We start from the raw sequence: 12,716 nt of genomic DNA, 5'->3' as shown, positions 1-12,716 counted from the left end.
TCCGCACACTTTGCACGCGACGCGCTGCCAGAGCGTGCAAAGATCGCGGACTCGACGGTGGGGGATGGGGGAGGCGGCTACTCGAGAGGAGTGCGCTTCAGGATGAGGAAGCGGGCGCCGTAGGCGGGGACGCTGACCGGGAAGCTGGCCAGGTCGTCCACCGTGCCGACCTCGCTGCCGTCGGCCGCGTCCGTCACCGTCGCCCGATGGGGGAGCGCCTCCGAACGGACAGTGCCGTCGACGGCGGTATCCGTCATGTTCAGGACGGTCAGCTGCACCACGGGCAACTCCTGCTCGTCGAGCGTCTCCAGCTCGTGCACCATCACGAGCATGCCCGGATGCGCGACATCCGGAACGTCGACCTGGCGCGCGCTCGCGATGCCCCAGCGGTCGCGGATGCGCAGCAGCTCGCGCAGCCGGTTCGCGAACGAGTCGCGGTTGCGCAGCTGCTCCGGGAGCGGCCCGTACAGCGAGCGCGCCCGCGGCATCCCGTAGGCGGAGCGCTCCGCTTCGGGAGCCGACCCCAATAGGTCGTGCGCTCCTCGCTCGACCCAGCGCGTGTCGCCCTCCGCGATCAGATCGGCCACCTCGCCGCGGGGCACCGTCAGGGCACCCAGCAGGTCCCATCCCGACAGGGCGAAAACGCCCGGCTGCCACGCGTTGAACGCGGCGAGCAGCAGGTGCGCGTCGCGGATCGCCGGGATGTCGTCCTCCGCGATCGAGTCGAGCGTTGCGTGCCCCTGCGTGGCGGCGATGAGGGAGGCCGACGTGCAGGCGATCCCGTTGGTCGTGAACACGAGGTTGTAGTCCGCCGTCGGCTCGGTGATCGCCTCGACGAGGTCGGCACGGATGCGCTGGGCGAGCTCCCCGCCGCTGATCTCCTCGCCGCGGAACGTGTAGAGGTCGTTCTGGTGCAGCGTCGCCCAGTGCACGAGCTCGTAGGTCAGCTCGTCGTGGTTCTGCATCCCGTGTACCAGGCTCACTGGCTCGACGCCCAGCTCCAGTGAGGTGCGCAGCGTGAGGCGCAGGAACTCGGTGTCGCCGGTCGCGAGGGCGTGGTGGTACGCCGGGCGGTTGATGAAGTCGTAGGAGAGGTCCGCGCCGACCGCGCCGGTGTCGCGGATGTCCTCCACGGTCAGGTTGAGCTCCTGGAAGGTGAACCCGCCGACCTTGCGCACCATGCCGGCGATGATGTGGTTCGCCGCGTGCGACAGCGGGTGCCCCTCCGACCAGGCCGGCATCCCCTCCGCGCTCTTCTCGACACCCAGGAAGCCGTTCGCATCCAGTCGCAGGGCGCTCGTGCCCAGGTCGCCGAGCGAGTGCAGGGCGTCGCCGATGACCAGCCGCATGCCCGAGAACGTCGGGTCGAGCCAATTCACCGACGGCTGGCCCTCCTTGAAGTAGTGGAGGTAGACCCAGCGCCGGGTGATGCCGTCGACACCGATGACGGGCGCGGTGGCGCTCCAGTTCGTCTCCTTCACCCCGGGGGCGTAGAAGATGACCCGCTGCAGCTCGCCGATGATGTAGCCACGCTCGGCGAGCGCCGCCTCGGTCGACTCGTCGAGGTTGACGGAGTCGCGGCCCTCGGGCACCTCCGGCAGCAGGTGCCACTCGTCCGGCGGGATCTCGACCATGTGGTAGATCCCCGGGTAGTCCTTGTAGGCCATCTCGGCGAGGCGGAAGTCGGCGCCTTTGCCGGTGTGGCCCGGCACGATGTCGTCGATGACGCTGCCGCCGTGCTCCTCGGCGACGTCGGTCAGCCGCCGGAACGTCTCCTCGTCGCCGAACGCGGGGTCGATCTGCGTGCCGATGCGGTCGAAGTGGCCGTCGACGCTCGGGGTCTCCTGCCAGCCGCGGATGCCGCCGGCCCGCTTGACCGGACCGGTGTGGATGCCGTTGATCCCGATCCGCTGGAACGCGCGCCACAGTTCCGGGTCGGCGAGCGCCGTGAGGAACGACTCGCCCGGCCGCGTGATCAGGGAGATCGGGTAGGCGGTGAACCACACGTCCGAGGTGGACACGGCGCGGCGGGCGTCCGGCCGGGCGTAGGGGTTGCGCCACATGCTGGGGGAGCCGGACAGCTGCCGGCTGAGCACGTCCGCATCCTTCAGCATGGATTGGCGCACCAGCCACTCGACGTAGGCCGGGTTCTGACCGTTGGCCGCCCGGGGGTCGGAGAAGGTGCGGCGGATGCTGCCGCCGCGCAGGTTGGCGCGCGGACGCAGCCGCCGGGGCCGGGCGGGGTAGAGCTGTTCGTCGTAGGTGATCTCCTCCGGCGCCGCCTGCTCTTCTGCAGCGGCGTCGTCGGGTGCCGTCACCGCGTCCTGCCCCGTCACCTCGAGTGCCTCGTCGTCCACCTGGTCTCCTTCCGTGACTGCCAACGTAACCCCGGAAACGGTCGGCGTCTGCCGAACGGCGCGGCCGGATTCACCAGGTCATTCGCTGAGGCGCTCGATGAGCTGCCCTTTGGTCAGCCGGGAGACGTTCAGGAGGCCGCGGGCGCGGGCCGCATCGCGCAGCGCCTGCACGGTCAGCTGGTCGAGTTCGGGGTCGTGGGCGACGGTTGTGGTGACCGATCCGGCGAACTCGACCGTTGCCTCCACGGTCTCGTCGCGGACGGAGGGGAGGGGCGGAGTGAGGTCGAGGCTGGCCGCGTCCGTGACGCCGTCGTCGCGGGAGGTGGTGCCTGCGCTCGCGTCCTGCACGCCGCCGGTCAGCGCCGCCAGCTCCTTCTCCAGCGCACGTGCGCGCTTCTTCGCCTTCTTCTTGTCGAGCTTCTCGGCCGCCCGACGGGCGTCGGCGACGGCCGCCTCTGCCCGCTCGAACGCCTTCTTCGCTGCCTTCTCGAGCTTCTTCTGCTTGGCCATGCGCGCTCCGTTCCGTTGCGTTCACCGTGCACGCTGCCACGGGACCGGCGAGGGAGCAAGGCGCACTCTTGTCATATCAGTGCTCGATGATATCATCCGATTATGAACTCCTTCGCCGTGCTCGCCGACCCGGTCCGTCGCCGCATGGTCGAACTCCTCACTGAGGAGGAGGCGCCGGCCGGTCGGATCGGTGCCGTCGTGATGGAGGAGTTCGGAATCGGCCAGCCGGCCGTCTCCAACCAGCTGCGGGTACTCCGTGAGGCCGAGGTCGTCTCGGCCGAGCGCCGCGGATCGCAGCGCATTTATCGCATCGTCCCCGGCGCTCTGCACGACATCGCCGCCTGGGTCGACCGGTACGGGCGGCTGTGGTCTCAGCGGCTCGACGCGCTGGAGACCGAGCTCGCCCGCGGCAGCCACGGAAACGGCAGCCGCGGAAACGCCCGAAGCGCCCGACCCGGAGGAGGCCGCTGATGGATGCGCGCACGATCCGCGCCCTGGTCGGCACGAGCGAAGACCCCGAACTCATCCTGCGGCGCGAGTACCGGTCGACCGCCGCCGAGGTGCGGGACGCCTGCACAGCTCCCGAGCGGCTGGCCCGCTGGTTCGGCGTGGTGAGCGGCGACCCGTCGGGCGTCGGATCGGAGTTCACCGTGCAGCTCGATGAGGTTACGTGCGCGCGGGGTCGGGTGCTCCAGTGCGACGCCGACGCGCTGAGCGTGTCCTGGTCGGTCGACGGTGAGCCGCCGAGCATCCTGATGGCCGAGTGGACGGATACCGCGAACGGTCGAGCGGAGCTCACCCTGCGTCACCGGCTCGCCGGACGCGACGACATCGTCACGGCGGGCAGTGGATGGGATGACGCGCTCTCGGCACTCGACGGGGTGCTCTCCGGGCGCTCGGACGACGGAGACGCCTCCGCCGCGCGCGCAGGCGACGGAGGCGTCTGGCGGACGCTCGCCGCGCATCCCCTCGAACTGGCACGCACGATCGACGCGGAGCGATCCCGCGTCTGGAACGCCATCGCCTCGGCCGATGGGTTGCAGACGTGGTGGTGGCGGCACTGGCACGACGTGTCGATCGTCGCGGACGTGAGGGTCGGAGGTCTCTACCGGATCGCCGCACCGGCAGCGGGCATCGTGGTCGAGGGGCGCTATCTCGCGGTCGAGCCGTTCGAGCGGCTCGCGTTCGAGTGGCGGTGGATCGACGACGACGGGCCGAGCGCCGACGAGGCCGTGGAGTTCCGGCTGACCGACGCCGGCGCCGGCACGCGTCTCGTCGTGCGCCATACCGGACCGTGGGCGGATGGGTCACCCGCCGAGTCGTACCGGCAGGGCTGGGAGTTCACCCTGGGGGAGCTCACGGCCGTCCTCGCGGGCTGAGCCGCCTCGGCGCCCACGGGACGCCCGAGGGGATGCGCGCAACCGGTAGCAGGGGACGCCGACCGGGCGTATGAACGGTCCATGAGAGCACTCACCTGGCAAGCCACCAAGAAGGTCGAGGTCGTCGACGTCCCCGATCCCGTCATCCAGGAGCCGACGGATGTGATCGTGCGGATCACGTCGTCCGCGATCTGCGGAAGCGACCTGCACCTGTACGACGTCCTCGGGCCGTTCCTCGCGAAAGGCGACGTGCTCGGCCACGAGCCGATGGGCATCGTCGAGGAGGTGGGATCCGCGGTGCGCAACGTCCGCGTCGGCGACCGCGTCGTCATCCCGTTCGTGATCGCGTGCGGCGAGTGCTTCATGTGTCGCCGTGGGCTCACGACGCAGTGCGAGACGACACAGAACTACGACCACGGGACCGGCGCGACGCTGTACGGCTACACGGAGCTGTACGGCTCGGTGCCGGGCGGTCAGGCGGAGCGGCTCCGCGTGCCGCTGGCGGACTTCAACGCCTACAAGGTGGGGTCGGAGCTGCCGGACGAGCGCTACCTGTTCCTCAGCGACATCCTGCCGACCGCGTGGCAGGGCGTGCAGTACGCGCAGCTGCCGGAGCGCGGCGTGCTCGGGGTCATCGGTCTCGGCCCGGTCGGGCAGTTCGTCAGCAGGATCGGCGTGCACCTCGGCCACCGCGTCGTCGCGGTCGACCCGGTGCCGGAGCGGCGGGCGATGGCGGAGCGCCACGGCGTCGACACGTTCGACCTGAGCGACGACGTCGCCGTCTGGTTCCGCGAGGCGACGGACGGGCGCGGGCCGGACGCGATCGTCGACGCGGTCGGGATGGAGGCGCACGGCAACCCGGGCACGGCCGCCGTGCAGTCGGCGGTCGGACTGCTGCCCGATGCGGTCGCTCAGAAGCTGATGACGACGGTCGGGGTGGACCGGATGGCCGCGATGACTCTGGCGTTCGACGCCGTGCGCCGCGGGGGCACCGTTTCGCTCAGCGGTGTCTACGCAGGCGTCGCCGACCCGGTGCCGTTCATGAACCTGTTCGACAAGCAGGTGACCCTGCGGATGGGGCAGTGCAACGTCCACGCCTGGCGTGACGAGCTCCTGCCGCTGGTGGAGGACCCGTCCGACCCTCTCGGCACCGAGGACCTCGTCACCCACAAGGTCCCGCTGGAGGAGGCGGCGCGCATGTACGACGTGTTCCGCGACAAGGAGGACGGCTGCATCAAGGTCGTGCTCACTCCCTGAACCGTGTCAAGGCCTGGGAGCGGTTCGGTCGCCGGGTGAGGGTGGACGAACGGACCGAGGTGAGGAGTGACGGAGATGGGGATGTTCAGCGCGGGCAAGTCGGCGGTGTTCTACGTGATCGGCGCGGTGCTGGTGATCGCCGGCGCCCTCTGCCTGACGCGGTACGGGGTGGAGACGCCGGGGGCCAACGACACCGGCCAGTACGTCGTCTGGAACGTCGGCTTCACGGTCGGCGCGGCGATCCTGATCGGGGTCGGCATCCTGCTGCTCGCCACCGGGTTCGTGCGCGGGCGTCGCCGGAAGTCCGAGCGTCACGCCGGTCCGTCGCGCGACCTCGAGCCCGGCGCCACGTCGGAGGTGCGGCGCTGAAGCGCAGTCCCGCACCGACAGCCGAGAGGGCTGACGCGGCCGAGTGACCCCGGGCCCGGGACTCGCTAGAGTTCTTCCCGTGACCACCCCGCTCACGCTCATCCAGCGTTCCCCCGACCCGGAGTCCGTCGGGCAGTCACGCGACCGCCGGCCGAGCATCGCCGAGCGCTTCCGCTCGATGGGCCGGAGCCGCATCGGCGCGCTGCTGCTCGTCGCGGCGACGCTCGTCGCGATCGTGTGGGCGAACATCTCGTTCACGGGGTACGAGCAGTTCTGGGACACCCACCTGATCATCGGGGTCGGCGACCTCCACCTCGACTTCACCCTGCATGCGCTGGTCAACGACGCGCTGATGGCGATCTTCTTCTTCACCGTCGGCTTGGAGGTGCGGCGCGAGTTCGCGATCGGCGAGCTGACGAGCTGGTCGCGCGCCGTCGTCCCGGTGGTCGCCGCCGTCTTCGGGCTCGCGGTCCCCGCGGTCATCTTCGTGCTGTTCACGCTCGGGACGGGCATGGAGCACGCGTGGGGGGTCGTCATCTCCACCGACACCGCGTTCCTGGTCGGTGCCCTCGCCCTCATCGGCCCGCGCGCATCCGGCCGCCTTCGGGTGTTCCTGCTGGCGCTCGCCGTCGTGGACGACATCGGTGCACTGAGCATCATCGCCCTGGTGTACACCGAGAACTTCAACCCGTATCCGCTGATCATCGCTGCGATCGGGCTGGTCGGGGTCTACTTCACCCGGTATCTGCGCGGGGGCCGCGGGCCGGTCTACGCGACGCTCGCCATCATCGTCTGGCTCGCGTTCCTCGCGTCGGGCGTTCACCCGACGCTGGCGGGCGTCGCGATCGCCCTCCTCGTTCCGGTCTACCGGCCCAATCGGCGGGATGTGGAACACGCCCTCGATCTCGCCCGGACGTTCCGGCAGTCACCGAACACGGAGTATGCGCGGGCCGCCGCGAACAGCCTGCGCGAGTCCATCTCCATCAATGAGCGGCTGCAGTCGGCCTGGGGGCCGTACGTGGCATACGTGGTGCTGCCGCTGTTCGCGCTCGCGAACGCCGGCGTGCGACTGGACGGCGACATCCTCGCCGGAGCGCTCGTCTCGCCCATCGCCTGGGGTGTGCTCGCGGGCCTCGTCGTCGGCAAGTTCGTCGGCGTCTTCGGTTCGGCCGCTGTGCTGCGGCTGCTCAAGATCGGGGACTTCGGTCCCGGCCTCACCCTCGACCGTCTGGCCGGGGGAGCGGCGCTGTGCGGCATCGGCTTCACCATCTCGCTCTTCATCGTCGACCTGGGCGTGCCGGACGAGGCGGCCCAGAACGCCGCGCGCGTCGGCGTGCTCGCGGCGACGATCGTGGCGTTCGTCGTGGCGACCATCGTCTTCCGGATCTCCGACGCCCGGCGGCCGAAGGACGAGGCGGGCCTCACCCTCGTGCGCCCTGTCGACCCGGCCCGCGACCACATCTTCGGGTCGCTGGATGCGCCCTACGAGATCGTCGAGTACGGCGACTTCCAGTGCGGCTTCTGCCTGAAGGCGACGGGTTCGGTGTTCGAGGTGCAGCGCGAGCTCGGCGACCGGCTCCGCTACGTGTGGCGCCACGCGCCGCTGACGCGCTACCACCCGAACGCGCTCGCCGCGGCCGAGGCGTCGGAGGCGGCGTCGCGCCAGGGCAAGTTCTTCGAGTTCGAGCGCGCACTCTTCGCCGACCAGGAGCACCAGCTGCCCTCCGACATCCTGCGCCGTGCCGAGGAGCTCGGCCTCGACCTCGACCGCTTCGAGGCCGACCTGAGCTCGCCCGAGGTCGCCGCGCGGGTGCGCGACGACATGCTGGACGCGGAGGCGATGGACATCAATGCGGTCCCCACCTTCTTCATCAACGGCCGCCGTCACGTCGGACCGTACGACGCCCAGTCGCTGATCCGGGCGATGCAGGCGCCGGAGGACACGGGCACCGCGGCGACCACCCAGCCGTAGCGCGCGCCTCCCTCCCTCCCTCCCTCCCTCCCTCCCTCCCTCCGCCCTCCCCGCGCCAGGCCACGGTCGGAGATTTCCCACCAAGCGCCCCGAATCTCCATCCCGGCCGCGGTCCGTCGGAGATCTGAGCCACTTTCTCCGACGCTGGCGGGACGACGAGTGGATGCATTCAGCCGCTCACGCTCCCCAGCGGCCACCGCGCCGGGCAACGTCGGCGGCCTCCCCTACGATCGGTGCATGGCCGACGACCCGCACCGAACGTCACCCGAGCCGCTGGTCGTCGCCGACCAGACCGCGTGGCGCGCCTGGCTCGACGAGAACGAGACGACCTATGACGGTGTCTGGCTGGTGCTCGCGAAGAAGGGCGTCACCGATCCGACCTCCCTCGGCTATCAGGAGGCACTGATCGAGGCGCTCTGCAGCGGCTGGATCGACGGCCAGCGCCGTGGACGCGACGAGACGACGTTCGTGCAGCGGTATACGCCGCGACGCAAGGCCTCGCTGTGGTCGGAGCGCAACATCGGCATCGTCGAGACCTTGATCGCCGAGGGGCGGATGCGGCCCGCCGGGCAGGCCGAGATCGATCGGGCGAAGGCGGACGGCCGCTGGGACCGCGCCTACGCAGGCGCCGGGCGGATCGAGATGCACGAGGATCTCGTCGCCGCGCTCGAGGCGTCACCGGCTGCCACGGCGACGTTCGAGCGACTCAACGCGCAGAACCGCTACGCCGTGCTGTGGCGGGTGGTGACCGCGCCGAACGCCACCACCCGCGGCAACCGGCTGTCCAAGCTGATCGGGATGCTGGAGCGCGGCGAGACGCCATACCCGCAGTAGGCGCGCTGACACAAGCGTTGTCCTGACAGTCTGGCCGCCCCTAGCGTGACGGTGACACAACACCATCGACAGGGAGACCCGAATGCCCACGACCTCACCGCACGTCGCTTCGCTCGCCGATGCCGCCAACACCTATGAGAACGACTTCGGCAGCATCTCGCAGCTCACCGCCGACGACTTCCCGATCCTGAAGCGCATGTCGCTGAAGCGCATCGTGCTCGAACCGGGCGGGGTCCGCGAGCCGCAGTGGAACGTCAACGCGAACCAGATCGCCTACGTGGTGCGGGGGACCGTGCTGGTGTCGATGCTGGCCAACGCCGACGAGTTCGCGTCGTTCGTCGTGAAGCCCGGGCAGATGTACCACGTCGCCTCGGGCGCGATCTACCACATCGAGAACGTAGGGGACGAGACCGCGGAGATCATCGCCTCCCTCCGCACGTCGCGCCCGGCGCACTTCTCGCTGCAGAACAGCTTCAATGCGATGACGGATGCGGTGCTCGGCAACACCTACGACCTCCCGTCGTCGGCGTTCGCCGCCTTCGACCGCCACAACGCTCAGCAGATCGTGCGTCGCGAGGGCCCGGCCCGCATCCCGGACACCGCCGGGCTCCCGAACGCCCACCTGTTCGATGTCGCGGGGCAGAACCCGCCGCTCTCGTACGATTACGGCAGCGCCCGGCTCGCGCGCAAGCAGTTCTGGGCGGCGCTCGACGACCTCTCGATGTACTCCCTCGAGATCGCGAACACCGGCATGCGCGAGCCGCACTGGCATCCCGTGACGGCCGAGCTCGGCTACGTGCAGAGCGGACACGCGCGGATGACGGTGCTCGACCCGGACGGCTCGCTCGACACCTACGAGCTGGAGCCCGGGAACGCCTATTTCATCCCGCGCGCCTACCCGCATCACATCGAGGCGCTGGGAGACGAGGGCATCCACTTCCTGATCTTCTTCGACCAGCCGACGCCGGGCGACATCGGGTATCGCGCCACGGCATCCGCCTTCTCGCGGGAGGTGTTGTCGTCGGCGTTCGGCGTTCGGGAGGCCCAGCTTCCGCAGTTCCCGTTCACACCGGTCGATCCGCTGATCGTCGGGCGGACCAACCCGATCGACCCGGTGGAGTAGGCGCGGCCGGGCGGCCGATCGAGCGGCTCAGCCGCCCGACCGGGTCAGGCCGCGAAGTTCCCCGGTCGACGATCCGAAGTCGATGTGGATGTGCGTGCAGTAGTCGGCGAAGCGCGAGATGTTGCGCAGCGGCGGCATCCAGTACGCCCCGCAGCCGTCGGCCCCTGAGGCCTGTCCGGCGCGGGATCCGGCCGGCAGGAACGAGTCGAGGAACGGGAGCAGGATGTTCGTCGGCCCGTCGTTGCCGCGCGTCCTGGCGGAGCCGATGTAGGTGATGTCCATCGCATTGGGGGCGCCCGGCGGCGTGCAGTGGCGGGAGGTCGGGTTGCTCGCGCAGGTGGCGACGCCATCGTTGGCGCAGTGCCGGTTGAGGTCGCTGACCTGCACTGAGCCGTAGTTGCGGATGATGATCACCAGCGTCTGCAGCGTCCGCTTGTCGATGTTGCACTGCGGCGTCTGCCCGATGGTGCCGTTGGCGATCGGCTGCAGCTCGTTCGGGATGATGGCGCGCTCGGCCCATTCGATGATCAGGGTGCCCTGGTTGTAGTCCTCGAGCAGCTTCTGCGCAGCGGCCTGCGCCGTGGCGGGCACATCGACGCAGGTCTCTACGCAGGTGCTCTCCGCCGGCTGCGCCAGGGCGGCCCGTGCGGACGGCGCGGGCGCGGCGGCCGAGAAGCCGGCGACCACGAGTACCGCGATGAGGGCGAAGGCGGCGCGGAGGGACGTTCGACGGAGGCGGCGCATGTCAGTCCTGACTCACGGTGACGCCGGCGAGGGTGAAGCAGTCGCGTGCGACGGCGGAGGAGTCCTCCACCGTCTTCTGCGGGCCCGCACCGGTCTCCGGGTTGATGGGGTTGGCATTGATGAACGCGAGGTTCGCGGCCAGCGGCTTCCAGACGCCGTCTTTCGCGGCGGCAGCGGCAGCGAGAGGCGTCGCGGCGGCCACCCGGCTCGCGGCGAAGCCGTCGGCGACCTGCTGGCACGCCTGCACGGCCAGCGCCTTCGCCCCGGCGGTGTCGGCGGGAGCACCTGTGGGCGGGGGTGCGTCCGGTGCCTCCGTGGTCCCTGGGCCCGTGGTCGGCGCGGGAGTCTGCGTCGCGGGGACCGTCGGCGTCGGCGTGGGGCTCGTGGTCAGCGTCGGAGTGGGGAACGGCGTCTGCGTTCCGGTGTCTGCGCCGGACTTCGGCGCGCATCCGGCCAGCGCTAGCGCGAGCACGGCCGCCGCCACGGTGAGCGCGCGCACGCGCCCGAGCTGCGAGACCATCGGAACCACCCCATCCCCGAACGGGCGTAAATACGTGCATAGGCTACGGGGTCGGTCGCGCCGATCGGGGGAGTGACGCGCGCTCTGCCGGGAACGGCTGCCGGACGAAGGCCCACGCGGACGCCGATCAGACGCCCGTCTTTCCCGCCTTCTTCCGGGCGCGGAGGTCGACCAGCCCGACGACGAGGGCGACCGTGAGCAGCGCGAGGGTGACGAGGTACCCGTCCCTCACCGCCTGGTGGTACTGATCGACCGGATGGTTCCCGCCGCCCGGGACGGTCGCGAAGAAGACGGCTGTCACGAGCGCGACGCCGACGGCCGTTCCGACCCGCTGGCCCAGCTGCGCGATCGACCCGGCCGCGCTGCCCTCCTCCGGCGGCACCTCCGAGAGGGTCAGCGTCTGATTGGGGGAGATGACGAACCCGCCGCCGATGCCGCCGACCAGAGTGGATGCGGCCATCAGCCATTCCGCCGCCGCCGGCGGTGCCAGGGTCGCCGAGGCGAGCAGTGCGCCGATGCCGACGATCACGATGACGAGCCCGACGACGACGAGGGCGCGGCCGAAGCGCTGGACGAGACGGCCACCGATGAACGCCGACACGGCGGCGCCGAGCGCGAAGGGAACGCTCACCAGCCCCGCCGCGAGCGGTTGGGCGTGCAGTCCCTCCTGGAGGAACAGCGTCGTGACGAGGAAGCTGGCCGGAAGACCGGCGAAGTACACCGCGGCGATGAGGATGCCGTTGCGGTAGGAGGCCAGCCGGAAGAGGTCGAGGTGGACGATCGGTGAGAGCCCGCGCTTGGCGTAACGGCGCTCCCACAGGAGGAACGCCGACCCGAAGGCCGCGAACGCGATGAGCCACAGCCAGCGGACGGGGTCGTCCGTTGAGGAGCCTGTGGTGAGCAGGAACGGCAGCATCAGGCCGAGGATGGTCCCCGCCAGGAGGATCAGCCCCACCGGGTCCAGCTGTGTCCCTCCCGTCGGCCGCTCCTGCGTGCGCGGCAGGAACCGCAGTGCGAAGAAGAGCGCGACCGCACCGCACGGCACGTTGAACCAGAACAGCAGCCGCCAGCCCTCCTCCGCGCCGCCGATCGCGATCAGCGAGCCGGCGAGGCTCGGGCCGATCGCCGTGGCGATGCCGACCATCGCACCGAAGACACCGAACGCGCGCCCGCGCTCCGGTCCGCGGTACAGCTGCTGGATCATCCCGAGCACCTGCGGCATCTGGACGCCCGCCGCGGCGCCCTGCACGAAGCGCGCGATGGTCAGCCAGACGATGTTCGGGGCGAGCGCGCAAAGGGCGCTCGCGAGGCTGAAGCCGACCAGCCCGATGACGAACATCGCCCGGCGCGACCGGGTGTCGCCGAGGCGCCCGGAGGGCACGAGGGTGAGACCGAAGGCGAGAGCGTAGCCCGCGACGATCAGCTGCAACTGCGTCGAGTCGGCGTGCAGCGAGCGCTGGATGGAGGGCAGTGCGACGTTCACCCCGGAGAGATCGAGGATGGTCAGTGCGCCGACCGCGATGCAGACGGCGAAGGCGGGACCTCGCCCGGTGCGGGTTCCCTGAGCGGTGTCCTCGCCAGAGGAACCCGGGGAAGCGTCGGAGCCCTGAGAAGCGTCGGAGCCCTGCGAAACGTCGGTCACGCCGACACC

General features: G+C 70.4%; 12 protein-coding genes. 7 read left to right on the top strand and 5 right to left on the bottom strand.

From position 1 onward, the window contains the following. Positions 1-77: 77 nt before the first annotated feature. On the bottom strand, positions 78-2,357 hold the full coding sequence (gene treS / locus ACF1AJ_RS07850) for a maltose alpha-D-glucosyltransferase (RefSeq protein WP_391506828.1): 2,280 nt from the start codon (positions 2,355-2,357) through the stop codon (positions 78-80). 78 nt (positions 2,358-2,435) lie between these two features. Continuing rightward, on the bottom strand, positions 2,436-2,867 hold the full coding sequence (locus ACF1AJ_RS07845) for a Rho termination factor N-terminal domain-containing protein (protein ID WP_391506827.1): 432 nt from the start codon (positions 2,865-2,867) through the stop codon (positions 2,436-2,438). 102 nt (positions 2,868-2,969) lie between these two features. Between ACF1AJ_RS07845 and ACF1AJ_RS07840 the strand changes: the two genes are divergently transcribed. The 7 genes from ACF1AJ_RS07840 (at position 2,970) to ACF1AJ_RS07810 (ending at position 9,801) form a co-directional block, all read left to right on the top strand. Continuing rightward, positions 2,970-3,338: an ArsR/SmtB family transcription factor gene (locus ACF1AJ_RS07840; RefSeq protein ID WP_391506826.1), complete on the top strand. Its 369-nt coding sequence runs from the start codon at positions 2,970-2,972 to the stop codon at positions 3,336-3,338. After that, a complete protein-coding gene (locus ACF1AJ_RS07835) occupies positions 3,338-4,246 on the top strand; it encodes an SRPBCC family protein (protein ID WP_391506825.1) in 909 nt (302 codons plus the stop codon). The genes ACF1AJ_RS07840 and ACF1AJ_RS07835 overlap by 1 nt, the downstream gene beginning before the upstream one ends. 81 nt (positions 4,247-4,327) lie before the next feature. Further along, positions 4,328-5,503 carry an alcohol dehydrogenase catalytic domain-containing protein gene (locus tag ACF1AJ_RS07830; RefSeq protein WP_391506824.1) on the top strand — a complete coding sequence of 392 codons (1,176 nt, stop codon included), beginning with the start codon at positions 4,328-4,330 and terminating at the stop codon, positions 5,501-5,503. Positions 5,504-5,578: 75 nt separating this feature from the next. Continuing rightward, a complete protein-coding gene (locus ACF1AJ_RS07825) occupies positions 5,579-5,872 on the top strand; it encodes a hypothetical protein (protein WP_391506823.1) in 294 nt (97 codons plus the stop codon). Between the two features lie 79 nt (positions 5,873-5,951). Next, a complete protein-coding gene (gene nhaA / locus ACF1AJ_RS07820) occupies positions 5,952-7,844 on the top strand; it encodes a Na+/H+ antiporter NhaA (RefSeq protein WP_391506822.1) in 1,893 nt (630 codons plus the stop codon). A gap of 237 nt (positions 7,845-8,081) precedes the next feature. Then, complete coding sequence (locus ACF1AJ_RS07815) at positions 8,082-8,678, top strand: YdeI family protein (protein WP_391506821.1); 597 nt, start codon at positions 8,082-8,084, stop codon at positions 8,676-8,678. 82 nt (positions 8,679-8,760) lie between these two features. Beyond that, a complete protein-coding gene (locus ACF1AJ_RS07810; RefSeq protein WP_391506820.1) occupies positions 8,761-9,801 on the top strand; it encodes a cupin domain-containing protein in 1,041 nt (346 codons plus the stop codon). 27 nt (positions 9,802-9,828) lie between these two features. Here ACF1AJ_RS07810 and ACF1AJ_RS07805 read toward each other — a convergent pair whose 3' ends face one another. The 3 genes from ACF1AJ_RS07805 to ACF1AJ_RS07795 all read right to left on the bottom strand — a co-directional run bounded on the left by ACF1AJ_RS07805 (position 9,829) and on the right by ACF1AJ_RS07795 (position 12,707). Further along, on the bottom strand, positions 9,829-10,545 hold the full coding sequence (locus ACF1AJ_RS07805; RefSeq protein WP_391506819.1) for a hypothetical protein: 717 nt from the start codon (positions 10,543-10,545) through the stop codon (positions 9,829-9,831). A 1-nt stretch (position 10,546) separates the two neighbouring features. Continuing rightward, a complete protein-coding gene (locus ACF1AJ_RS07800; protein ID WP_391506818.1) occupies positions 10,547-11,065 on the bottom strand; it encodes a hypothetical protein in 519 nt (172 codons plus the stop codon). A gap of 127 nt (positions 11,066-11,192) precedes the next feature. Continuing rightward, a complete protein-coding gene (locus ACF1AJ_RS07795; RefSeq protein WP_391506817.1) occupies positions 11,193-12,707 on the bottom strand; it encodes an MFS transporter in 1,515 nt (504 codons plus the stop codon). Between the last annotated feature and the right edge of the window lie 9 nt (positions 12,708-12,716).

The sequence above is a fragment of the Leifsonia sp. NPDC014704 genome, assembly GCF_043083605.1.
Taxonomy (GTDB): domain Bacteria; phylum Actinomycetota; class Actinomycetes; order Actinomycetales; family Microbacteriaceae; genus Leifsonia.
The sequence above is the reverse complement of the archived record's forward strand: the minus strand, read 5'-3'. Positions and strand labels throughout refer to the sequence as shown.